Origin of the sequence: Bifidobacterium sp. ESL0800, assembly GCF_029395355.1 — a bacterium.
In the GTDB taxonomy this organism is placed as follows: Bacteria; Actinomycetota; Actinomycetes; order Actinomycetales; family Bifidobacteriaceae; genus Bifidobacterium.
On record NZ_CP113913.1, the window covers coordinates 119,838 to 141,642 of the forward strand.

Annotated in this window: 32 protein-coding genes, 1 tRNA gene and 1 pseudogene; 29 read left to right on the plus strand and 5 right to left on the minus strand. The window is 58.9% G+C overall.

From position 1 onward, the window contains the following. The first annotated feature begins 2 nt into the window (after positions 1 to 2). The 22 genes and pseudogenes from rpsC (at position 3) to rplQ (ending at position 11,983) form a co-directional block, all read left to right on the plus strand. The gene (rpsC, locus tag OZX75_RS00480) at positions 3 to 836 is read left to right on the plus strand and encodes a 30S ribosomal protein S3 (protein ID WP_277146286.1); all 834 of its coding nucleotides are present in this window, start codon (positions 3 to 5) and stop codon (positions 834 to 836) included. 6 nt (positions 837 to 842) lie between these two features. Next, complete coding sequence (gene rplP, locus OZX75_RS00485) at positions 843 to 1,262, plus strand: 50S ribosomal protein L16 (RefSeq protein ID WP_277146287.1); 420 nt, start codon at positions 843 to 845, stop codon at positions 1,260 to 1,262. After that, a complete protein-coding gene (gene rpmC, locus OZX75_RS00490; RefSeq protein ID WP_277146288.1) occupies positions 1,262 to 1,519 on the plus strand; it encodes a 50S ribosomal protein L29 in 258 nt (85 codons plus the stop codon). Before rplP ends, rpmC begins: the two co-directional genes overlap by 1 nt. Before the next feature lie 2 nt (positions 1,520 to 1,521). Then, entirely contained in the window at positions 1,522 to 1,788 is a 267-nt protein-coding gene (gene rpsQ / locus OZX75_RS00495; RefSeq protein ID WP_277143842.1) for a 30S ribosomal protein S17, read from the plus strand. A 71-nt stretch (positions 1,789 to 1,859) separates the two neighbouring features. After that, positions 1,860 to 2,228 carry a 50S ribosomal protein L14 gene (gene rplN, locus OZX75_RS00500; RefSeq protein ID WP_091847708.1) on the plus strand — a complete coding sequence of 123 codons (369 nt, stop codon included), beginning with the start codon at positions 1,860 to 1,862 and terminating at the stop codon, positions 2,226 to 2,228. A 1-nt stretch (position 2,229) separates the two neighbouring features. Then, a complete protein-coding gene (gene rplX, locus OZX75_RS00505; RefSeq protein WP_277146289.1) occupies positions 2,230 to 2,565 on the plus strand; it encodes a 50S ribosomal protein L24 in 336 nt (111 codons plus the stop codon). Further along, a complete protein-coding gene (rplE, locus tag OZX75_RS00510; protein WP_277146290.1) occupies positions 2,562 to 3,134 on the plus strand; it encodes a 50S ribosomal protein L5 in 573 nt (190 codons plus the stop codon). The genes rplX and rplE overlap by 4 nt, the downstream gene beginning before the upstream one ends. A 1-nt stretch (position 3,135) precedes the next feature. After that, positions 3,136 to 3,321, plus strand: a complete 186-nt coding sequence (locus tag OZX75_RS00515; RefSeq protein WP_091847705.1) for a type Z 30S ribosomal protein S14 — start codon at positions 3,136 to 3,138, stop codon at positions 3,319 to 3,321. Between the two features lie 88 nt (positions 3,322 to 3,409). Then, entirely contained in the window at positions 3,410 to 3,808 is a 399-nt protein-coding gene (gene rpsH, locus OZX75_RS00520; RefSeq protein ID WP_277146291.1) for a 30S ribosomal protein S8, read from the plus strand. 16 nt (positions 3,809 to 3,824) lie between these two features. Continuing rightward, positions 3,825 to 4,364 (plus strand): 50S ribosomal protein L6, encoded by a 540-nt coding sequence (gene rplF / locus OZX75_RS00525; RefSeq protein ID WP_277146292.1) that lies wholly within the window; start codon positions 3,825 to 3,827, stop codon positions 4,362 to 4,364. 1 nt (position 4,365) lies between these two features. Next, a complete protein-coding gene (gene rplR / locus OZX75_RS00530) occupies positions 4,366 to 4,737 on the plus strand; it encodes a 50S ribosomal protein L18 (protein ID WP_277146293.1) in 372 nt (123 codons plus the stop codon). Next, positions 4,734 to 5,519 (plus strand): 30S ribosomal protein S5, encoded by a 786-nt coding sequence (rpsE, locus tag OZX75_RS00535; protein ID WP_277146294.1) that lies wholly within the window; start codon positions 4,734 to 4,736, stop codon positions 5,517 to 5,519. Before rplR ends, rpsE begins: the two co-directional genes overlap by 4 nt. Next, positions 5,519 to 5,698: a 50S ribosomal protein L30 gene (gene rpmD / locus OZX75_RS00540; RefSeq protein ID WP_277146295.1), complete on the plus strand. Its 180-nt coding sequence runs from the start codon at positions 5,519 to 5,521 to the stop codon at positions 5,696 to 5,698. Before rpsE ends, rpmD begins: the two co-directional genes overlap by 1 nt. A 1-nt stretch (position 5,699) precedes the next feature. Beyond that, complete coding sequence (gene rplO / locus OZX75_RS00545) at positions 5,700 to 6,161, plus strand: 50S ribosomal protein L15 (RefSeq protein ID WP_277146297.1); 462 nt, start codon at positions 5,700 to 5,702, stop codon at positions 6,159 to 6,161. 238 nt (positions 6,162 to 6,399) lie between these two features. After that, a pseudogene (secY, locus tag OZX75_RS00550) lies at positions 6,400 to 7,731 on the plus strand (preprotein translocase subunit SecY); the annotation flags it as partial. A 310-nt stretch (positions 7,732 to 8,041) separates the two neighbouring features. Beyond that, the gene (locus OZX75_RS00555) at positions 8,042 to 8,602 is read left to right on the plus strand and encodes an adenylate kinase (protein ID WP_277146298.1); all 561 of its coding nucleotides are present in this window, start codon (positions 8,042 to 8,044) and stop codon (positions 8,600 to 8,602) included. Between the two features lie 199 nt (positions 8,603 to 8,801). Further along, positions 8,802 to 9,020, plus strand: a complete 219-nt coding sequence (gene infA / locus OZX75_RS00560) for a translation initiation factor IF-1 (RefSeq protein WP_003808114.1) — start codon at positions 8,802 to 8,804, stop codon at positions 9,018 to 9,020. A 20-nt stretch (positions 9,021 to 9,040) separates the two neighbouring features. Continuing rightward, positions 9,041 to 9,154: a 50S ribosomal protein L36 gene (rpmJ, locus tag OZX75_RS00565; protein ID WP_043164480.1), complete on the plus strand. Its 114-nt coding sequence runs from the start codon at positions 9,041 to 9,043 to the stop codon at positions 9,152 to 9,154. Between the two features lie 127 nt (positions 9,155 to 9,281). Then, the gene (gene rpsM / locus OZX75_RS00570) at positions 9,282 to 9,659 is read left to right on the plus strand and encodes a 30S ribosomal protein S13 (RefSeq protein ID WP_277143870.1); all 378 of its coding nucleotides are present in this window, start codon (positions 9,282 to 9,284) and stop codon (positions 9,657 to 9,659) included. Positions 9,660 to 9,764: 105 nt separating this feature from the next. Next, positions 9,765 to 10,163, plus strand: a complete 399-nt coding sequence (gene rpsK / locus OZX75_RS00575) for a 30S ribosomal protein S11 (protein ID WP_277146299.1) — start codon at positions 9,765 to 9,767, stop codon at positions 10,161 to 10,163. A 79-nt stretch (positions 10,164 to 10,242) separates the two neighbouring features. Continuing rightward, positions 10,243 to 11,238, plus strand: a complete 996-nt coding sequence (locus OZX75_RS00580; RefSeq protein WP_277146300.1) for a DNA-directed RNA polymerase subunit alpha — start codon at positions 10,243 to 10,245, stop codon at positions 11,236 to 11,238. A gap of 91 nt (positions 11,239 to 11,329) precedes the next feature. After that, complete coding sequence (gene rplQ / locus OZX75_RS00585; RefSeq protein ID WP_277146302.1) at positions 11,330 to 11,983, plus strand: 50S ribosomal protein L17; 654 nt, start codon at positions 11,330 to 11,332, stop codon at positions 11,981 to 11,983. 91 nt (positions 11,984 to 12,074) lie between these two features. Here rplQ and OZX75_RS00590 read toward each other — a convergent pair whose 3' ends face one another. Continuing rightward, positions 12,075 to 12,245, minus strand: a complete 171-nt coding sequence (locus OZX75_RS00590) for a hypothetical protein (RefSeq protein ID WP_277146304.1) — start codon at positions 12,243 to 12,245, stop codon at positions 12,075 to 12,077. A 110-nt stretch (positions 12,246 to 12,355) separates the two neighbouring features. Between OZX75_RS00590 and OZX75_RS00595 the strand changes: the two genes are divergently transcribed. Together OZX75_RS00595 and OZX75_RS00600 are read left to right on the plus strand one after the other, a co-directional pair. Further along, positions 12,356 to 13,531 carry a tRNA pseudouridine synthase A gene (locus tag OZX75_RS00595; protein ID WP_277146306.1) on the plus strand — a complete coding sequence of 392 codons (1,176 nt, stop codon included), beginning with the start codon at positions 12,356 to 12,358 and terminating at the stop codon, positions 13,529 to 13,531. A gap of 70 nt (positions 13,532 to 13,601) precedes the next feature. Continuing rightward, a tRNA-Ser gene (locus tag OZX75_RS00600) sits at positions 13,602 to 13,686 on the plus strand. A 214-nt stretch (positions 13,687 to 13,900) separates the two neighbouring features. Here OZX75_RS00600 and OZX75_RS00605 read toward each other — a convergent pair. The 3 genes from OZX75_RS00605 to OZX75_RS00615 form a co-directional block, all read right to left on the minus strand. Next, entirely contained in the window at positions 13,901 to 14,650 is a 750-nt protein-coding gene (locus tag OZX75_RS00605) for a hypothetical protein (RefSeq protein WP_277146307.1), read from the minus strand. Then, on the minus strand, positions 14,647 to 15,534 hold the full coding sequence (locus tag OZX75_RS00610; RefSeq protein WP_277146308.1) for an ABC transporter ATP-binding protein: 888 nt from the start codon (positions 15,532 to 15,534) through the stop codon (positions 14,647 to 14,649). Before OZX75_RS00610 ends, OZX75_RS00605 begins: the two co-directional genes overlap by 4 nt. A gap of 211 nt (positions 15,535 to 15,745) precedes the next feature. Further along, positions 15,746 to 16,948 carry a sensor histidine kinase gene (locus OZX75_RS00615; protein WP_277146309.1) on the minus strand — a complete coding sequence of 401 codons (1,203 nt, stop codon included), beginning with the start codon at positions 16,946 to 16,948 and terminating at the stop codon, positions 15,746 to 15,748. Positions 16,949 to 17,118: 170 nt separating this feature from the next. On the opposite strand from OZX75_RS00615, the gene OZX75_RS00620 reads away from it, so the two are divergent. The 4 genes from OZX75_RS00620 to OZX75_RS00635 all read left to right on the plus strand — a co-directional run bounded on the left by OZX75_RS00620 (position 17,119) and on the right by OZX75_RS00635 (position 19,281). Further along, a complete protein-coding gene (locus OZX75_RS00620) occupies positions 17,119 to 17,784 on the plus strand; it encodes a response regulator transcription factor (protein ID WP_277146310.1) in 666 nt (221 codons plus the stop codon). A 287-nt stretch (positions 17,785 to 18,071) separates the two neighbouring features. Beyond that, positions 18,072 to 18,257 carry an antitoxin VbhA family protein gene (locus tag OZX75_RS00625; RefSeq protein WP_277146312.1) on the plus strand — a complete coding sequence of 62 codons (186 nt, stop codon included), beginning with the start codon at positions 18,072 to 18,074 and terminating at the stop codon, positions 18,255 to 18,257. Next, a complete protein-coding gene (locus OZX75_RS00630) occupies positions 18,250 to 18,990 on the plus strand; it encodes a Fic/DOC family protein (RefSeq protein WP_277146313.1) in 741 nt (246 codons plus the stop codon). The genes OZX75_RS00625 and OZX75_RS00630 overlap by 8 nt, the downstream gene beginning before the upstream one ends. A gap of 159 nt (positions 18,991 to 19,149) precedes the next feature. Then, positions 19,150 to 19,281 carry a ribbon-helix-helix protein, CopG family gene (locus OZX75_RS00635; protein WP_277146315.1) on the plus strand — a complete coding sequence of 44 codons (132 nt, stop codon included), beginning with the start codon at positions 19,150 to 19,152 and terminating at the stop codon, positions 19,279 to 19,281. 414 nt (positions 19,282 to 19,695) lie between these two features. Here the strand turns inward: OZX75_RS00635 and OZX75_RS00640 are convergent, their stop codons facing one another. Further along, positions 19,696 to 20,610: a hypothetical protein gene (locus OZX75_RS00640; RefSeq protein WP_277146317.1), complete on the minus strand. Its 915-nt coding sequence runs from the start codon at positions 20,608 to 20,610 to the stop codon at positions 19,696 to 19,698. A gap of 83 nt (positions 20,611 to 20,693) precedes the next feature. Between OZX75_RS00640 and nusA the strand changes: the two genes are divergently transcribed. Beyond that, the gene (gene nusA / locus OZX75_RS00645; protein WP_277146318.1) at positions 20,694 to 21,761 is read left to right on the plus strand and encodes a transcription termination factor NusA; all 1,068 of its coding nucleotides are present in this window, start codon (positions 20,694 to 20,696) and stop codon (positions 21,759 to 21,761) included. The last annotated feature ends 44 nt before the right edge of the window (positions 21,762 to 21,805 follow it).

The window sequence follows — 21,805 nt, forward strand, 5'->3', positions numbered from 1 at the left end:
AGATGGGTCAGAAGATCAATCCGTTAGGCTACCGCCTGGGTATCACTGAAGACCACCGTTCCAAGTGGTTCTCCGATTCCAACAAGCCTGGTGAGCGTTACAGCGACTTCGTCCTCGAGGACGACAAGATTCGCAAGGCCATGAACAAGGACCTCGAGCGTGCGGGCGTGTCCCGTATCGTCATCGAGCGTACCCGTGACCGCGTGCGCGTGGACATCCACACCGCTCGTCCGGGCATTGTCATCGGTCGTCGCGGAGCCGAAGCCGAGCGCGTTCGCGCCAAGCTCGAGAAGATCACGGGCAAGCAGGTTCAGCTCAACATCTTCGAGGTCAAGAACGCCTCTATCGACGCCCAGCTTGTCGCTCAGTCCATCGCCGAGCAGCTGACCAACCGTGTCACGTTCCGTCGTGCCATGCGCAAGGCTCAGCAGGACGCGATGCGCGCTGGCGCCAAGGGTATCCGCATCAAGCTCTCCGGCCGCCTTGGAGGCGCCGAGATGAGCCGTTCCGAGTTCTATCGTGAGGGTCGCGTTCCGCTGCAGACCCTTCGCGCTCTCATTGATTACGGCTTCTTCGAAGCCCGTACGACCTATGGCCGTATCGGCGTGAAGGTCTGGATCTATAAGGGCGACATGACTGAACGTCAGTTCGATGAGCAGCAGGCCCAGCAGGATAACAACCGTGGACGCCGTGGCGGCGATCGTCGCCCGCGCCGTGGTTCTCGTCCGTCCGGCGCTCGTGGTTCCAAGCCAGAAGCCAAGGCCCCGCAGGCCGCGGCCCCGGCCGCCGAGCCCGCAGCAGCCGCAGCGCCTGCCGCCTCGGAAGCAAAGGAGTGAGCAGATATGCTTATCCCAAAGAGGACTAAGTACCGTAAACAGCAGCGTCCGAAGCGTCGCGGCATGTCCAAGGGCGGCAACGAGATCGCGTTCGGCGATTATGGCATTCAGGCTTTGGCCCCTGCCTATATCTCCAACCGTCAGATCGAGGCTGCTCGTATCGCCATGACCCGCTACATCAAGCGTGGCGGTCGTGTGTGGATCACGATCTTCCCTGATCGTCCTTTGACCAAGCACGCGCTCGGAAGCCGAATGGGTTCCGGCAAGGGCACCCCGGAGTCCTGGATCGCCAACGTGCATCCCGGACGCGTGATGTTCGAAATCGGTGGCGTCGAGGAAGCGACCGCGAAGGAAGCCCTTCGCCGTGCTATCGACAAGCTGCCGATGAAGTGCCGCATTATCGCACGTGAAGGCGGTGATCTCTGATGGCAGTCGGAACAGCAGACTACAGCATCAAGAATCTCAACGAGAAGACCAATGACGAAATCGAGGGCTTCCTCAAGAAGTCCAAGGAAGAGCTCTTCAACCTGCGCTTCCAGAACGCCACTGGTCAGCTTGACAACTCCGCTAGGCTCAAGGCCGTGAAGCACGACATCGCCAGGATGTACACCGTCCTGCGCGAGCGTGAACTCGGCATCAGCGAAGAGCCTGAGTCGGGCGACACGAAGACTGAGGAGAAGTAAGCATGGCTGAAAAGCAAGAGCGCAACTTCCGTAAGACTCGTAGCGGTTACGTCGTGTCCGACGCAATGGACAAGACCATCACCGTCGAGCTCGAGCAGCGTTCGACCCACCCGCTCTACGGCAAGGTCGTTCGTTCCACTCGTAAGGTCAAGGTTCATGACGAGCACAATGACGCCCACAACGGCGACTTCGTGCGTATCATGGAGACTCGGCCTTTGAGCAAGACCAAGCGTTGGCGTCTCGACTCCATCGTCGAACGCGCCAAGTAATAAGTTCGGCAAGGCTCCGCTGCTCACCTTCACGGGTGGCAGGGGAGAACCAGCGCGGCTAAGGAGAATCAATGATTCAGCAGGAAACGCGGCTTCATGTCGCCGACAACACGGGTGCCAAGGAGATCTTGGCCATCCGAGTGCTCGGCGGATCGAAGCGACGCTATGCCGGCATCGGCGACGTCATCGTCGCCTCCGTCAAGGACGCGATCCCTGGCGGGTCGGTCAAGAAGGGCGACGTGGTCAAGGCCGTTGTCGTCCGCACAGTAAAAGAGCATCGTCGTAAAGACGGCTCATACATCAAGTTCGACGAGAACGCTGCGGTTATTCTTGGCTCCGGCCATGAGCCCAAGGGCACTCGTATCTTCGGACCGGTCGGCCGTGAACTGCGCGACAAGCGCTTCATGAAGATCGTGTCCCTCGCCCCGGAGGTGATCTGAGATGGTAGCCAAGATCAAGACCGGCGATCAGGTCAAGGTCATCCGCGGCAAGGATCGCGGCAAAGAGGGCAAGGTCAGCAAGGTACTGCCCAACGATCGTCTGATCGTCGAGGGTGTGCAGATCGTCAAGAAGCATGTGCGCGCCACCCAGCAGGGTCAGCAGTCCGGCATCGTCTCCGTTGAGGCCCCGATTCATCGCTCCAATGTGATGGTCATCGACCCGGAGACCAAGGAACCGACCCGCGTGGGCGTCAAGGTGGAGACCAAGGCCGTTGACGGCAAGGTCAAGACCGTGCGTACCCGCATCGCCAAGAAATCAGGAAAGGAGCTGGCATGAGCGATACAACAGTCGAAGCGCCGGCAACACCGCGCCTGAAGCAGCAGTATATCGATAAGATCGTGCCTGAGCTCGAGAAGGAATTCAAGTATTCCAACCCGATGCAGGTCGCCAAGGTCAAGAAGGTCGTCGTCTCCATGGGCGTCGGCGCTGCGGCCCGCGACTCCAAGCTCATCGAAGGCGCCGTCAAGGACCTCACCGCCATCACCGGCCAGAAGCCGAAGATCACCAAGGCCAAGAAGTCCGTCGCACAGTTCCATCTGCGTGAAGGTCAGGCCATCGGTGCATACGTGACGCTTCGCGGCGACCGCATGTGGGAGTTCCTCGACCGGCTGCTCGTTCTGGCTCTGCCGCGTATCCGCGATTTCCGCGGTATCAGCGATCGTCAATTCGATGGCCAAGGCAACTACAACTTCGGTCTCACCGAGCAGTCCATGTTCCACGAGATCGATCCTGACGCGATCGATCATCAGCGTGGTATGGATATCACCGTGGTGACCAGCACCAAGGATGACAAGGAAGCTCGGGCTCTGCTCAAGCACCTTGGCTTCCCCTTCAAGGAGAACTGAAATGGCAAAAACCGCTCTTAGAAATAAGGCTGCTGCCAAACCAAAGTTCAAGGTACGCGGCTATACGCGCTGCCAGGTTTGCGGCCGTCCCCACTCCGTATATCGCAAGTTCGGCCTGTGCCGCATCTGCCTTCGCGAGAAGGCGCACCGCGGCGAGCTGCCCGGAGTTACGAAGTCCAGTTGGTAAACATCGACGCTGAAGGTCCTCGGCCGGAGCAGGTTGCAAATACCTGCTCCGGCGGAGGAAACCACGGCGAGAAAGGGCGTTAGCCCACATGACAATGACAGATCCAATCGCAGACATGCTTACGCGTCTGCGTAATGCGAGTGCGGCGAAGCATGAGACCGTTTCCATGCCGTACTCCAAGTTCAAGGCGGCGATCGCCGAGATCCTCAAGCGTGAAGGCTATATCAAAGACTTCACCGCCACGGATGCTCGCGTCGGCCAGAATCTTGAGATCACGCTGAAGTACGGCCAGAATGGCGAACGTGCCATCCAGGGTATCAAGCGCATCTCGAAGCCCGGCCTTCGTCGTTATGCAAAGTCGGACGCACTGCCGATGCCACTCGGTGGCATGGGTGTCGCGATCATTTCGACCAGTGCAGGATTGTTGACCCAGAAAGATTGCCTCGACCGGGGCATCGGCGGCGAGATCGTCGCCTTCGTATGGTGAGGAAGGAGAGCTAAACATGGCATCACATATTGGTAAGCTCCCCGTCACCATCCCGGCAGGCGTGGAAGTAAAGATCGACGGACAGAACTTCAGCGTCAAAGGCGCCAAGGGTTCTGATTCCTACACTATTCCCGACGGCATCACCGCCCGCGTCGAAGACAACACCATTTACTTCGACCCGGCTGATGACCAGCTGCAGACCCGTGCAGACCACGGTCTGGCCCGTTCCATCGTCGCTTCGATGGTCGAGGGTGTCCACGTTGGTTTCACCAAGACGCTGGACATCGTCGGCACCGGTTATCGTGCGCAGATGAAGGGCAAGGGCATCGAGTTCTCGCTCGGCTATTCGCACACCATCACCGTCAACCCGCCCGAGGGCATCACCTTCGAGCTGCCGAACGCCAACCAGGTGGTCGTCAAGGGTATTGACAAGCAGGCGGTCGGTCAGGCCGCGGCCAATATCCGTGCGCTTCGCAAGCCGGAACCCTACAAGGGCAAGGGCATCAAGTACTCTGACGAACACATCCTGCGCAAGGCTGGAAAGGCTGGTAAGTGATATGACAGTCAAGATTTTCGGTAAAGGCAAGAAAGTCGCAAGGCTTCGTCGTCACGCTCGTCTGCGCAAGCACCTGCGCGGCACCGCGGAGCGTCCGCGTCTGGTCGTCACCCGTTCGAATCGTCACATGGTCGCTCAGATCGTCGACGACACCAAGGGCATCACTTTGGTCAGCGAGTCCACCATCACCCATGATTTCGATGGGTTCAAGGGCACCAAGACCGAAGCCGCACAGAAGGTCGGCGAGCTGATTGCCAAGAAGGCCAAGGACGCGGGCATCAGCTCCGTCGTCTTCGACCGTGGCGGCAACAAGTATCATGGTCGCGTCGCAGCCGTAGCTGAGGGCGCCCGTCAGGGAGGTCTTGCACTGTGAGCGACAACGAAAAGGAAACCCAAGTGACTGAAGAAAATCAGAACACGCAGGCGTCCAACGATAGCAAGCAAGGTCAGCGTGCCGCCGGTGGCCGTGACGATCGTCGCAATGATGATCGCCGTGGTGGCCGTCGTGGTGGACGTGGCGAGGGTCGTCGTGACGACCGTCGCGGTGGTCGTCGCGGCCGTCACGAGGAAAATCGTGGCGATGAGCTGCTCGATCGCGTCGTGACCATCAACCGTGTTTCCAAGACCCGTAAGGGTGGCCGCTCCATGAGCTTCGCCGCTCTGGTCGTGGTCGGAGACGGCAACGGCACCGTAGGTGTTGGCTATGGCAAGTCCCGTGAGGTTCCTGCCGCCATCGCCAAGGGCCAGCTTGACGCCAAGAAGCACATGTTCAGCGTGCCGCGTGTCCGTGGCACCGTGACCCACCCGGTCATCGGCCATGACGCCGCAGGCACCGTTCTGCTCCGTCCCGCCGCTCCCGGCACCGGTGTAATCGCCGGTGGCGCCGTTCGCGCCGTCATGGAGTGCGCTGGCATCTCCGATATTCTCACCAAGTCCATGGGCAGCGCCACCGCGGTCAACGTGGTTCGCGCCACCGTGGATGCGCTGAAGCAGCTCGAGGAGCCGGAAGAGATCGCGGCACGCCGTGGCTTGACCGTTGAACAAGTCGCTCCCGACACCCTGCTTCGTGCTCGCGCCGAAGGCATCGCAGCGGCCCGCAAGGCCCGTGAGGACGCCAAGGCCGAAGCCGCACAATCCAAGGACGGTGAAGAGTAATGGCAGATCTGAAGATCACACTTACCAAAGGTCTGGTCAACCGCAAGCCCGCCCAGCGCGACACCGTTCGCACGCTCGGCCTGCACAAGATCGGTCAGACGGTTGTCCGTGAGGACACTCCTGCAACCCGCGGTCTGATCAATGCGGTTCGCCACTTGGTCACGGTTGAGGAGGCCTGATATGGCAGAACAAGAAGAAAACACGATTTTGCAGATGCACGATCTGCGTCCTGCGCCGGGTGCTAAGAAGAACCGCATCCGCGTGGGTCGTGGTGAGGGTTCCAAGGGTAAGACCTCGGGACGTGGCGCCAAGGGCACTTTGAAGCGTTATCAGGTTCGTCCTGGCTTCGAAGGTGGCCAGCTGCCTCTGTATATGCGCCTGCCGAAGCTGCGCGGCTTCAAGAGCCCCTTCAAGAAGGAGTTCCAGGTTGTCAACGTCTCCGCTCTCTCCGAGTTGTTCCCGAAGGGTGGAGAGGTCAGTGTCGAGGACTTGGTCAAGGCCGGTGCCGTTCGCGCCGGATACCCTGTCAAGGTCCTGGGCGACGGCGAGACCAAGGTCGCGTTCACGCTCAAGGGTGTGAAGGCTTCCAAGTCCGCTCGTGCCAAGATCGAAGCTGCAGGCGGCTCTATTTCCGAAGAGTAATTCGGATGTCTTTGCGCTTTTCGGCTTAGGCTCGAAACGCGTTGTATCTGGTCCTCCTTGCAATCAGCGAGGAGGACCACTTTATTGGTTTACGACACGGCATGAAATCCAAGATTGATGGAGAATGATGGGTTTTGTCGTGTAATCAGTGGCGTTTGGTAGATGCTTGACGCTAGGATTATCATTTAGTGTGTTTGCATCGGTACATCAGTTGTGCCGAATAGGGAAGGAAATCCAGGTGAGGACGTTAATCCAGGCCCTGAAGACGAAGGAACTTCGCCACAAGATCCTCTTCGTGCTCGGCATCATTATCATCTACCGTATCGGTTCGTTCATCCCGACTCCGGGTGTGGACTACAAGGTAGTGCAGCAGTGCGTCGGCACAATGAAGACCACGCAGGAGAACTTCGTCGGGTTGGTCAACCTCTTCTCCGGCGGCGCCATGCTCCAGCTCTCCATCTTTGCATTGGGCGTGATGCCGTACATCACGGCATCCATCGTCATCCAGCTGCTGCGTGTGGTCATTCCTCGTTTCGAGGCGCTGCACAAGGAAGGCCAGTCCGGCGAGACCAAGCTGACGCAGTATACGCGTTATCTCACCATCGGCCTGGCGATTCTGCAGTCCACCACCATTCTGGTCACTGCACGTTCCGGTGCGCTGTTCAACTACCAGTGCGGTCAGGTCGTTCCTGACGGATCGGTGTGGAACCTCGTGGTCATGGTCCTCATCATGACCGGTGGCACCGGCCTGATTATGTGGATGGCCGAGTTGATCACCGACAAGGGCATCGGCCAAGGTATGTCCGTCTTGATCTTCATGTCCATCTGCTCCGGCTTCCTGCCGCAGCTTTGGCAGATCGGCTGGGGCACCAACGGCAAGAACGGCAATTGGATCTACTTCGGCATCGTTGTCGCGGTCTTGGTCGTCATTCTCATCTTCGTCGATTTCGTCGAGCTGGCCCAGCGCCGTATCCCGGTGCAGTACACGCGTCGTATGATCGGCCGCAAGATGTACGGTGGCTCTTCCACCTATCTTCCGCTGAAGATCAATATGTCCGGTGTTATCCCGCCGATTTTCGCCTCCTCGATTCTGGCGATTCCGACACTGATCGCGCAGTTCGGCAAGTCCGACCAGAAGTGGGTCAAGTGGATCAACACCAATCTGGCCAACACCACCTCGATCTGGTACATCGCGCTCTACGCTGTGATGATCGTGTTCTTCTGCTTCTTCTATACGTCGATCACCTTCAACCCCGATGAGACGGCGGACAACATGAAGCAGTACGGTGGCTTCATCCCCGGCATCCGTGCCGGCAGTGCCACCAGCCGTTACCTGAGCTATGTGATGAACAGGCTCAACACGGTCGGTGCCGTCTACCTGCTCTTCGTCGCGTTGATTCCTACGATGCTCATCATGATGCTGAAGCTCAACAACCGGCTTCCGTTCGGTGGCACGACCATCCTGATTATCGCGGGCGTCGGCCTCGACACCTTGCGTCAGGCGAAGGCCCAGACCGAGCAGTTCCAGTACACCGGCTTCCTGCTTGAAGACACCGATCACGTCGAGGGCGAGGATGTCAGTACGTCCAAGAAGTCCGAGGCAACGACCGCGGTCCTGGAAGGCACCGAAAGCGAGGCTACCGAGGAAGACGGTACCGAGACGGTAAATACCGAGAATACCGCTGCGGCTGACGATTCCGGGGTCAAGGACGCCGACACAGCTTCTTCCGAAGACGATCAGGACACTGACGATAAGTCCGAGTGACCTCACTTGGCCTGAGCGTTGATAATGTTTAAACAATAATGAAATGATGCTTGTCTGTAGATATACGGGCAGGCATCATTTTGATAACGACAACAAAAAGAAAGTGGATGTTGATATGCGTCTATTGATCATGGGCCCGCAAGGAGTGGGCAAGGGAACGCAAGCCAAGCTGATCGCCGAGCACTATGGCATCCCGCACATCTCCACCGGCGACATTTTCCGCTACAACATGAAGAACAACACCCCGCTCGGCCAAGAAGCCAAGAGCTATACCGACAAGGGCAAGCTTGTCCCCGACGAACTGACCAACAAAATCGTCAAGGATCGTCTCGCCATGGACGACGCCAAGAACGGTTGGATCCTCGACGGCTACCCCCGCAACGCGGCCCAGGTCGAGGCGCTCGACACGATGCTCGAAGAGCTCGGCACCCCGCTTGACAAGGTCGTGGCACTCGACGCCGACCGTGACATCCTGATGGCTCGCATCGCCAAGCGTGCCGCTGAAGAGGGCCGTGCCGACGACAACGCCGAGGCGATTGCCCAGAGGCTCAAGACCTATGACGAAGAGACGGCTCCGCTGCTCGACACCTACAAGTCGCGCGGCTGCCTTGTCTCCATCGACGGGCAAGGCGAGATCGACGACATTTCCAAGAACATCTTCGCAGCTCTGGACTGAGGGAGATTTTCGGTAGGAGACCGGTTCGTTACCTGATATGCAATTGACCTCGTAACGTACAAATCCGTCACTACCACAAGAAGGGATTGAATGCAACACGCCGTGTCGCATTTGGTCCCTTCTTTTGATATAGTAAGAAGTTGGTGTGTTTTCGGATGCGCCATACATGTAATATCAGCCAAAGAACGGAATGAGGCTCATGGCTAAAGACGGTGTGATTGAAGTTGAAGGTCAGGTAGTGGAAGCACTGCCGAACGCGATGTTTCGCGTCGAACTTGAAAACAAGCACATCGTGCTGGCCACCATTTCGGGCAAGATGCGCAAGAATTATATCCGCATCCTCCCGCAGGACCGTGTGGTCCTCGAAATGAGCCCTTACGACCTGAACCGCGGCCGTATTACGTACCGTTATAAGTAAAGGTACAGAAAAGGAAAACCATGAAGGTCAGCCCTAGTGTGAAGAGGATCTGCGAGAATTGCCGCGTGATCCGTCGTCACGGTCGCGTCATGGTGATCTGCTCCAACCCGCGCCACAAGCAGCGTCAAGGCTGAGCGGAAAACCTCCGACCAGATAAAAGGTACTGAGTCGCAGCCCAAAAGCTGAACCCCGGGTACGTAGGCCCGAGCCGGGAAACCGGGTGACTTGGTACAAACCTACGGAAACATAGAAGGAATCGCAATGGCACGTCTTGCCGGAGTCGACATCCCCAATGAGAAGCGCATCGAGATCGCCCTCACCTATATCTTTGGTGTCGGCCGTACTCGCGCGAAGGAAACGCTTGCCGCCACCGGAGTCAATCCGGATACCCGCGTCAAGGATCTGAGCGACGAGCAGCTTATTACGCTGCGTGACTATCTTGAGGCCAACTACAAGATTGAAGGCGATCTGCGTCGTGAAGTCGATGCGGATATTCGTCGCAAGATTCAGATCAACTGCTATCAGGGCCAGCGCCATCGTCACGGTCTGCCCGTGCGCGGTCAGCGCACCAAGACCAACGCCCGTACCCGCAAGGGCCCGAAGCGTACCGTCGCTGGAAAGAAGAAGGCCGTCAAGTAAGGCCTCAAGCAGTTATGAAGAGGGACGGGGCGTCGCAAGTTCGTTGCGTGCGTTCCAGGCTCTTCGTGACGTAGGAATCATTCGTAAGTAAGGAAACGAGGATCAATGGCAGCTGCAAAGCAAGCCGCGCGCAAGCCCCGTCGCCGTGACCGCAAGTCGGTACCGGTCGGCCAAGCGCACATCAAGTCCACTTTCAATAACACCATCATCTCCATCACGGATCCTTCGGGCGCAGTCGTGGCCTGGGCTTCCGGTGGCGATGTCGGTTTCAAGGGCTCACGTAAGTCCACTCCCTACGCCGCAGGCATGGCCGCTGAATCGGCCGCCCGTAAGGCGCAGGAACATGGCGTCAAGAAGGTTGACGTCTACGTCAAGGGTCCGGGCAGCGGTCGCGAAACCGCCATCCGCTCCCTGCAGTCCGCAGGTCTTGAGGTCGGTTCGATCACCGATGTCACCCCGCAGGCTCATAACGGTGTGCGCCCTCCGAAGCGCCGCCGCGTCTGAAGCACTTCATTTAACCATCCGTCCAACCCGCTTATGACCAGTGAGTGCACCACCAGTCAGAAGCTGAAAGGATAACACAGTGCTTATTGCACAGCGTCCGCAACTTACTGAGGAATCACTGAATCCGCAGCGTTCTCGTTTTACCATCGAGCCGCTCGAGCCGGGATTCGGCTATACGCTCGGTAATTCGTTGCGTCGTACTCTGTTGAGCTCCATTCCCGGGGCTGCAGTCACTTCCGTGCGTATCTCCGGTGCCCTGCACGAGTTCACCACTCTGCCAGGCGTCGAAGAGGATGTCACCGAAATCCTGCTGAACATCAAGGGAATCGTGCTTACCAGTGAATATGACGAACCGGTTGTCATGTATCTGCGTAAAAGCGGCAAGGGCGAGGCCACCGCGGGGGATATCACCCCTCCGGCCGGCGTCACCATCGCCAACCCGGATATGCATATCGCCACCCTCGCCGAAGATGGGGAACTCGAGATCGAGTTCACCGTCGAGCGCGGCCGTGGCTATGTCCCCGCGCAGATGAACAAGCAGGACAACGATGAGATCGGTCGTATCCCGGTCGATTCCATCTACTCCCCGGTGCTCAAGGTGAGCTACAAGGTCGAGGCCACCCGTGTCGAACAGCGCACGGACTTCGACAAGCTCATCCTCGATGTGGAGACCAAGCCGGCGATTTCGCCGCGCGATGCCGTCGCCTCCGCCGGTTCCACCCTGGTTGAGCTCTTCGGCCTGTGCCGTGAACTCAACACGCAGGCGGAAGGCGTCGAGGTCGGCCCTGCTCCGGTTGAAGAAGAAGTCAACCCGGAGATGTCGATTCCGATCGAGGAACTCAATCTCACCCAGCGCAGCTATAACTGCCTGAAGCGTGAAGGTATCCACACCGTTGGTGAATTGGTGTCCCACACCGAGCAGGATCTGCTCGACATCCGTAATTTCGGTATGAAGTCAATCGATGAGGTCAAGGAGAAGCTCGAAAGCATGGGTCTCTCGCTGAAGGCCTCTCCGCTGGGCTTCGATACCAACAACCTTGAAGGTGGCACCTTCTTCTCGCCCGAAGACGAGTAAGAGCCAACTTCATTTTAAGCTTCGGTGCCGTTCGGATGTTCGGGCGTATGCCCACCTGAACGGCGTAAAACCGGGGCGTTAAGGAGTAATAATGCCTACACCTAGAAAAGGGCCGCACCTGGCTTCAAGCCCGGCTCATGAGCGTTTGATGCTCGCGAACATGGCCACCAGCCTGTTCGAGCACGGCCGCATCGTCACCACGTTGCCGAAGGCCAAGCGCCTCCGTCCGGTGGCCGAGCGCCTGATCACCTTCGCCAAGAAGGGCGACCTCGCTCATCGCCGTCGCGTGATGCGTGTCATCCGCAACAAGTCCATCGTGCACAAGCTCTTCACGGAGATCGCCGAGCAGATGAAGCAGCGTGAGGGTGGCTATACCCGCATCGTCAAGATCGCCGCGGCCAAGGGCAACAACGCGCCGCGCGCCATCATCGAGCTCGTCACCGAGCCGGTCAGCGCCAAGCAGTCCGTGGTCAAGGAAGCGGAAGCCTCCGCTGCGGCAGCCGTCGACAAGGCTCAGGTTGAAGAGACCGAAGCCAAGGCTCAGAAGAGCGCCGCTAAGGCCGCCGAGACCAAGACGGACAAGGCTGTCGACGAGGCCGAGGCCAAGGAGACTGAGGTCAACGCCGATGTCGCCGCCGACAAGGCCGAGGTCAAGAAGACCGAAGCCAAGGACGCCGATGCGAAGGCCAAGAAGGCTCCTGCGAAGAAGTCCGCAGCCAAGAAGGCTGACAAGGAAGAGAAGTGAGTCGTTAGGATTCACTGAGTTCTTTTCATAAGAAGGTCGGAGATGCAAGTCTCCGGCCTTCTTTTCGTCTAGTACGATGGTGCGCTCCCTATCATGACGGTTTGCTCTCCAGCTTGTCTAATGCTGTCATTTGTTCTTCATGTTCAGGCGCAATGCAGAGATAATCACAGTTTTCTCCTGTTTTCTGTGATTTATTCTGCATATTTGCGGATTTGCAGAGATAATCACGTTTTCGTCGGTCTTTTTGTGATTTATTCTGCATGTTCGTGAACGATACAGAGTTAGTCACATTTTTCTTCTATTCAGCGTATTTTTGCTGTTGGTTCTGATGTACCGGGTTCGCAAGACGGTGCGGCACGTATACTGGCAACGATGAGACTACGAATTGACTTGGCATACGACGGCGGCGGCTTCCACGGTTGGGCGAAGCAGCCCGGCCTGCGTACCGTGCAGGGGGAGCTTGAGGAGGCACTCAGTAAGATTCTGCATGTGTCAGGCCGCTCCGGGCGAACGGTTCAACCAAGTGATGCCGCTTCTGGCGGAGCAAAACGCGATTGCCGGCTTGAGGCGCGGCCTGGAGCCGATGAATCACTGCAATTGGTGGTTGCCGGCCGAACCGATACGGGAGTGCATGCTGCGCAGCAAGTCTGCCATCTTGACGTGTCGGAAGAGACCCTGCAGCGTTGCGTCGGACATATGGATGTTCCCGCTACGGTGGCCCTTGAACGGCGCCTAAGGCACGCGTTGCCGGCCGATATCGCTCTGCACCATGTGTCGGTGGCACCGGATGGCTTCGACGCCCGTTTCTCGGCTTTACAACGTACGTATGTCTATCGGATTTCGGATGGGTTGAGATCGGCCGATCCGAGGTTGCGCGGTTTCGTCTGGAATATCGAAGATACGCTTGACATTCAGGCGATGAACCGGGCCGCGGCCATGACTATCGGCCTGCATGATTTCGGCTCCTTTGCCACCCCCAATCCCGGCGGCACCACCATCCGCGAGGTCAAGCAGGCGGTGTGGCGGCGTGTGCCCGTAACAGGGATGTATGGTGATGCTCTCGGTTCTTATCATGATTCGGCTGAACTGGATACTGCGGCAATTGGCGACGCCGCCCTCGGATCCACGTCAAAACCCGAGGATTCGGCGGCCGCGGACGCGACAGGAGCAATGGATGGCCAAGAATCGGATCATCACTCAACCGTCCGATTGGCTGAATTGACGTCCCCGGTGGCGTTTCAGGCAACGGCTGAAGCCAATCAGAACTACATCGTGCCGTCGCTTGAGTCCGGGCTGGTGTGTTTCACCATCGTGGCCGACGCCTTCGCGCACAATATGGTGCGTTCGCTGGTCAACGCCTGCGTACAGGTCGGCCGGCACCGCAAGTCGCTCGAATGGTTCGCGCACAAGATGGCCAAACCCGAACGCGAAGGCTCGACCGGCCCCATCGCTGCCTGCGGTCTGACGTTGGAGCACGTTGCCTACCCGCCGGACTCCGAACTTGCCGGCCGGGCGCGATCCATCCGCGCCCGCCGCACGCTCGATTAAGTGCGCCACGCCCGGTTGCGCCGGTTGGCACGTTGCCTTATACTAGAAAAGTTGCGTTTTCGCAGCACATGGATAAGTGTCCGAGCGGTCTAAGGAGCACGCCTCGAAAGCGTGTGAGGAGAAATCCTCCGCGAGTTCGAATCTCGCCTTATCCGCATTACAAAATGGGTTCCGAGCATCTGCTTGGAACCCATTTGTTTTGCCGAAAAGCCAGTAGCAGCAACGATTTCGGCGCTGGGATGACAAGATTGACGATGGCGTCTACCTCATCATCGGCCTGCTCATGGAAGCTTTCGGCTATGGCATCGCCTACCGGCGTGGGCGGGGAGGTCATAGCCTGTTGATTCCGTCGTGCCGGTCTGTGTGGTTCTAGTATTCGAGTGTCTTGTAGGCGTGGTTGCCCCATGCCAGCAGGATTGCGCTGTAGATGATGAACAGGGCTGTCGCCGCGCCCATCGCGGGCGTGAATCCGAGGGTGTCGACCAGCGCGCTGTAGGCGTTGGGCAGAAAATAGCGCAGGGTGTCGAGCATCGGGGCGATTTGCGAGGTCAGGATGTAGAGGATGGAGACGAGCATCGTGATGCCCGTGCCGAATCGTTGGGAGACCAGGGCCGCCACCAGCAGGCACAGCAGCATGGCGAATATGGTGCCGATGATGTCGAACGCGGCGCTTTGGGCGGTGTCGGCGTCGATGGGCAGGAACGTGCCCGAGGCGTAGGGCTGGCCGGTCATGTAGAGGTAATAGACGGCCGTGCTGACAATGAACAGCAGGACGGCGTATATGGCGACCACCCCGGCCAGCGCGGCCGTCTTCGCCATGAAGACCTTGCGCCTGCTGATGTCCTTGTAGAGGAACAGGGTGCCTTCCCGGGCCTCGGTGTAGAAGGTCGTGGCGACCAGGTAGATCAGCACGATCATGGGCAGGATGGTCTGGTAGTTGACGTTGAGCACGGCCCCGAAGAAGGAGAGGCAGTCGGTCGAGCCTTTGTCGCCGCTGAACTGCATGAATTTCGTGCTGAACTGCGCGGCGATGGGCAGCAGTATAGGGAAGAGGCTGAAGCAGAGGAATATGATGGCTTCCTTGGTGCGCAGCAGGTTCCTGAAGATGAGGCGTGTCATTGTTGTTCCTTTCCGAAAAGCGTGTCGAGTCCGTTGTGTTGGACCGTGATGCCGGCGACGCCGCAGGTGAGGGTCAGTTCCGAGAGCACGCCGTTCAATGGGCCTTTGGAGGTGTCGATGCTCAGTGAGGTACCGTCCGCGGAGACGGCGGCGACCTGCGGGTGCATGCCTTTGAAGTCCCGCGGGTCGTCCAGCGGCCGGGAGAGCCTGATGACGGTGAGCTCGTTGCCGGTCCCGGCGAGCTGGCGGGCGAGCCTGCCGTTGTCGAGGAACAGGTAGCGTGTGCAGATGGCCTCGAGTTCCGCCAGCTGGTGGCTCGAGATGAGGATCGTGGTGTCGCGGTCGGCCGCCCAGCGTTTCAGCACGCCGATGAGTTCGTGCACCCCGTCGGGGTCCAGGCCGATGAACGGCTCGTCCAGGATCATGAATTCGGGCTCGTCGACCATGCACATCGCCAGCGCGAGCCGTTGCTTCATGCCGAACGAGAACCCGCTTGGCTTCCGCTCGCGTTTCCTCCACAGGTCGACCAGTTCGAGGGTGGGGCGGATGTTCGGCTCGTATCTGGATTTGCCGTGCAGTTTCAGGTAGAAGGACAGGTTGTCCTCGACGCTCAGGTACGGCAGGAATATCGCGCCGATCATGATGCCGAACGGTTCCAGGACGCGATCCTGGCCGAAGATGTCGGCCCCGTTGTAGGACACGCTGCCGGACGAGGGCCTCTGCGCCTTCGCGATCATCTTCATCAGCGTGGTCTTGCCCGCGCCGTTCTTGCCGACAAGCCCCACGATCTCGCCTTTGCCGACCTCGAAGCTGACGTCGTGCAGCGAATCGAAGTCGTTGCCCCGGTAACGTTTCGTCAGATGGCTGACCCGCAAACCCGTCATCGTCTTTCCTTTCCCGTTGCCCGCCTTATCGCGGGGACTGGAATGACGATACGTCGGCTGGCCGCTGCCGGGGCCGGAAACCGGAAAGCGCTGCACGTTTGTGCAGTCGCAGGCGGAAAGAGTGCACGAACATGCAGCGGGGGAGGGCGATTGCGGCCGGCTGGAAGATGAGGGCGCTGTCACCGGCTGTGCAGCCGGAAGGAGGCCGGTATCAGTCTTTTTGTCTTCCTTTCAGCGGTATCTCGATATGGATGAACCAGCCGTCGTCGTCCGCCCGCGAGCGTACCACGCCGCCGGCGTCCTCGATCTCGCGCCGGTGGGCTTTGAGGCCCAGGCCGTGCCGTACATGGCCGAGCGGAATGTCGCCGGTCTGCGGACGCGATATGGTGTTCGTCTCGGTCAGCGTGACCCTTTCGGCGTCGATCGAGACGGACAGGGCGAAGGTGTCCTTTCCGGGAATGGTGTGCCTGATGATGTTGGCGTACAGCTCCCGGATGCAGTCCGTGACGATCGCCGCCTCGTCCTCACTTACGGGAATCTCAGAATCGTAACGGCCGACCGCCGACCGGCCGCGGTAGCCGAGCCCGTCCATCGACCGCTGCTCCTTGCCGACCAGTTCGCGGACGGCCTGATTCAGGTCGACGGGACGGGAAGTATCGTCATTGCTCTCCGCTTGTGGTTCCGTCACGTCGGATTGGTCGAGTTTCAGGACGTCTACGACCTCGTGCATGTTGTTGAGAGCGGATTGCGAGGCCTTGTAGATGGCATCCAGAGCCTTCTTCGGCTCTTCCGGGATCGTGTCGTCGTCCTTCCACTGCCACGACTGGATCGCGATGGCCGAGATCTCCTGCGTTATCGAATCGTGGATCCGCTTGGCGAGCCGCTGGTTGCCCTTGATCTCGTCGAGTTCGCGTTGCGCGCGTTGCGCCTCGAACAGCCGCTCCCTCGCGGCTATCGAGTCCCGCCTGTTGGCCAGGATGATGCCGACGACGGCGACGGCGAGATAAAACATGCCCGCCGCCAGGCCGCTGGTGACCGCACCCCGATAATGCTCGTGGACGTTGAACAGCATGTTGGCGGCCGAAAGCAGGCACACCCCACCAATCGCATACAGCGGCATGGCTTGGTAGGCCAATAGGCCGATTACGGGAAGCATAACGAAAGCGGATTGTGCCACCGGCAATCCCAAAGCCTCGACCGCGCCATAGAACAGGATGTGGGCGACGCACGCCGGCACCGGAGAAACCGCGATGGCCATGCTGAGCAGGAACTGGACCAGAAGCGAGACCCACGACCACAGGCCATGCGGATGCCAGAACGGCGTTTCGGCGCACACGACGAGGCAGCACGCCGCGGCCCAGATGCAGAGGCCTCGTTTCCCGGGAGCCTTCACGTATCCGAGTATCTTTGACATGCAATCCCTCCGAAACCCGCCTTGACATGCGGCGACGCCACCGCCGGCACTTCCCAGATTCTACCTCGCCGCCGCAACCCGTCCACGGTGCGACGCTAGCCTTATACGGGGGAGCGTCGTTCCGGAATGTAGAATTGGCATGGGGATAGGCAGGCGAGGACTGGAGGGGCATGAAACAGGCATTGAAGACGGGGATACTGGACAACGACAGGCTCTCGCTGGACCGGATCACGTCGGTGCTGCCGAAACTGCTGCCGGGCCTTGTCGTCGCCTGGAGCACGGCCAGCGCCGACGAGGCCGTCCGTCGCTGCCTGGACGAGCAATGGCGGCCCGATCTTTTCATCACCGACGTCGAGCTCGACGGGACCACCGGCATGGAGGTCTGCCGCCGTATCCGCCGCGGACGGTGCGCGGTGCCCATCCTGGCGATGAGCTCGTTCAGCCCCAGAAAATACGCCCGGCAGCTTTCACAGGCCGGCGCGCAAGGATTCATGGTCAAAGGCAACATGCAGCAAATGGTCGCGGCTCTCAACAACGTCGCCGCCGGAGATACGTTCTCGCCGGAAACCGACATATCGTTCCCCAGCCCGGAAGACGCCTGCCAGGCCGCAGAGGCCACCCCGGAGCAAAACGACATCTTCGACTCCCTGAGCGACCTCGAGCAACAGATTCTCCAACAGACCTCGGAAGGATTCACCAACGAGGAAATCGCCGAATCCCTCAACACCGCCCCGGCCACGATACGCTCGCACACCCGCACGATCCGCAAGAAACTGGGCGCCAAGACTTTGAGCCATGCCGTGGCCCTCTGGCTGACCCACAACATCACTGGCTGAGAAGAAGAGCAAAAATCCGTTGGGCCGGCATCCGATTTGATTCGGATGCCGGCCCGCGGCGTTAGTAGAGGGACGATTCAGGGACGCCCCGTCGGTTTCGACGCCATCCGGTGAAAAGCTTCTTGCCCGCCTTTTATGGTCCGGATGGGTAACGCTGCCGTACCCGACATGCTCCAAGTATACCTATCTGTGGAGATTGTTCTTGAGGTCAAGATTTTCGTTTATATGGCGCGAATGCGTTATGCTGAATATAAGTCAATTCCTATTGCCCATGAAGGAGGCCGGCTATGACTGGTGTTGAGAAGCGCGCGCAGGATGTGTACCAGGCTGTGCACTCCACGGAGATGGAGGGGCAGCATGTGGATGGGCGGTTCATGGCGGATGCGAAGGAATATATTTTCGGTGGCATAGATTTCGATGAATGGGGCAGGCGCGTTAGGAACCGAGTTCGTTTAGAGATGTCTCATGCCTGATGACGGTGGGTTTGTCGATCCGTATCTTATAAGTGGCACGGATGTACTCGTCAATCTGGTCGGAGCGAAAACACAGAAGGATCTGCTGCGTGCGGAGAGCATGCTCGTCACTTATTCCAGTGCCGGGTTGCGGCGAGAGCGGCTGCGGGCTGATGGGACCATCGGCCAGTTGTGTTTTATTCATCGTTCATTGTTTTCCGAGGTGTATCCATGGGCGGGCGAGTTTCGTAGAGTGGATATCTCCAAGGGCGGTTCGACATTCCTGCCGGTCGCGTTCCTTGAGACCGGAGCGCAATATGTAGAGTCCGTGTTGCGTGAGGATGGCATGTTCAGGGGCATGGACCGTAGGACGTTCGTCGAACGGCTGAGCGTCAGCTACGACAACCTCAACAACCTGCATCCCTTCCGGGAGGGTAATGGTCGTGCGCAGCGGTTCTTCTGGGAGCTGGTCGCCCATGATGCCGGTTGGCATTTCGATTGGGGATTGGTGACCAAGGAATTCAATGACCAGGCGTCGATCGCGGCCATGCGTGACGATGACCTGTCGTTGCTTGAACGGATGTTCGACACCATCGTCAAACCGTTGGATGAGCCGCTCGTCGCTGGCCCTGATCCCAAGGCGCTGGGCAGAGGGGAGTATGTTCCCTCGAACACCAGCGGCATCAGACTCGATCCTTCCCAATACGCGGCATTGTATAGGCGATATATCGGCTCAGGCAAGAAAACTCATTAGGTTTAGCGAGGAGCGGATTATGTGCGACGAGGAACTGTACAGGCTTTTTGGGACGACCGAGGGCGATGTGAATCGTACGGTCGACAAGGTGGAAGCCGGCGATTATTCCGATTTTGATTTTTCGCAGGTTATGCAGGGGCGTCCCATGGAGAAGGAACGATGGAGACGGTTTCCGCACCGGTGGCGGAGTCCCGTGTGAAGGCGATGAATCGTGTGGCCAAGGGGCAGGGCATCTCCCGTAGCGAGTTCATCCGTCGTGCCATCGATCGTGAGCTTATGGCTCTGTCATGAGCAGCGCGGCAAACGCGACCGATGAATATTCTGTTTTCAAGTTGGCGGTGTGTCGTATAGGCCCGTATGTAACCGTAAGGAAACATTTCTAACGGGGCGAGATGCGGGGCGCGGGCGCTTCGGGTGGACATGCAAAGGCCAATGATTCCAACGATTCCGGCCATGCTTTTGACGGAATCTCGCCTTATCCGCGTCAAGCCTCCGGAGCCTCGGTTTCGGGGGCGTTTTCGTAGCAGCTCACAGCCCAAGTGCCGGGCGGCTCAAAGGTGCTGGGCTTGAAGCCGTATCAGGCGGCCGTATTGTGAGACATTCGTCACGGTGGGGAATGCCTATACCGTCGTCTACGGTTTACTTGCAACGTCGTCTACCGTTTGCCCGCGCGCCGTGCCGCACCGAGCAGGAATCCTCATACAATCACTCGTACAAAGCGGCATCAAAGGCCGGATATCCCAGCGATAGTGCCAAATAAATACGCGAGGAAATGAGCTCGGAAAGCACGGCCAACGATTTGCTGCTGCTTTCGGTCCTCGGATTGTTGGGGTTGGAACCGGTGCCCGCAGCGGAATCGTCGGATTCGGACGCTTCCGGCAACGCCTGCGAAAGCGCGGTCAGCGATTCCCTGGCACAATTCATCTCGGCAACCGCGACAGTTGAGGCCCGTAGTCCGGTGCTCGGGTCGGTTATGGTATCAGGATGAGCGACGAGGTTGGCCACGTCGTAGACTTTCTCGCGCGGGTCGTTGGGAGCGTTGGCAGCACCGGCGTCCCGCGTTTCCAAAGAGATAAGGCGCGAGGCGATGGCTTTGTGGTCGTCGCTTAATTGCAGGGTGGCATTGTCAATGCCTTTGGCGGCGAGAAGCTCGATTTCAAAGCCCGCTCTGTCTTCCGCCAAAGCCAACGAGCCGAGGGTGTCGTTGCCGATATTCAGCGCGACGATATTGTCGAGACTGGCAAGTGCGGCGTCGGGTTGGGCCGCAGGTGCGTCGACGAGTGAAGAGAGATTGCGCTGCAACCATTGCATTTGTGCGCTTTTCATGGTGTATACGCTGAATTGCGAGGGGCAGAGCGTGGCCGCTTCACGCCAGGATTTCGCCGCGTTGCCGGCGGATAGATAGCGGTCGATGAACGGGTTGCCTGCGATGGCATGGGCGTTGTCGATAACGGCATTGGTATAGGCGACTTTGCAGGGCCCTGCGGACTCCACGGGTGATTCGATTCTCGGTGCGTTGCAGGCCGAAAGAGGAATGATGAAAGCCGCTATGGCAATCCCCGGAAGGACACGCCGACTGAGGAAATTGCGCAAAGAGGAAAAAACGCGACGTGTCTGCATAAAACACTAGAATACTGAATGATTATGACTTCATAGAGCTTGCAGAGCTCGGCAGATAATTTCATATAGGAGGTCTTGCGACCATGGAACTGGACCTGACAGGTATTCATCAGCTCGCGGCAGGGCAGGGAATCGATTCTGAAACACTTGACAACGCACTTTCTGAAGCGTTGCTATTGGCTTACAGCAAAACACCACATGCGGCGAAACACGCCCGCGTCGAACTTGACGATCGTGCCGGCACCTTCACCATCTGGGCGAGGGACGAAAAGCCTGTGGAACCCACCGAGGAGGACCCGCACCCGCGTCCGGAACTCGGCGAAGAATACGATGACACCCCGCATGATTTCGGACGTTTGGCGGCTTCGACCGCTCGCCAGGTGATTCGTCAGCTTTTCCGCGATGCGGAGGACGAGCGTGTGCTCGGCGCCTTCGCCGGCCAGAAGGGCAAGCTCATCACCGGCGTCATCCAGCAGGATACGAAGGATCCGGCCAATGTGCATGTCGCCGTGGGTGATGTCGAGGCGATTCTTCCCAAGCGTGAGCAGGTGCCGGGCGAGCATTATCGCCACGGCGACCGTCTGCGCGTCTATGTCGTCACCGTCGGCCGTGGCCTGAAGGGTCCCGAAATCGTCGTGTCGCGTTCGCACCCTGAGCTGGTGCGCAAGCTTTTCGAGCGTGAGGTGCCCGAGCTGGTCAGCGGCGCGGTCTCGATCATGGCCATCGCCCGTGAGGCCGGCGCCCGTACGAAGATCGCCGTTCGTGCCAACACCGAAGGCGTCAATCCCAAGGGTGCCCTGATCGGGCCCGGCGGCGCTCGCGTGCGTGCGGTGATGGAAAATCTCGGACCTGAAAAGATCGATATCGTCGACTGGTCGAAGGATCCGGCCAAGTTCGTCGGTTCGGCGCTCTCGCCGGCCGTCGCCACCGGTGTCGACATCGTCAGCGAGAAGAACAAGACGGCCATCGCCTACATCCACGACGACCAGCTTTCGCTCGCCATCGGCAAGGAAGGCCAGAACGCCCGTCTCGCCGCCAAACTCACCGGTTGGAAGATCGGTATCGAGTCCAGCGAGGCCCATACTGCAGCTCTGGCTCAGGCTGCGGCAAAGGCGGCCGAAGAGGGCAAAACGGCAGGAAACGAACAATAGTCTGCAATCCAGCATCACGAGTATGCTGGAAATCAGCAATCCGA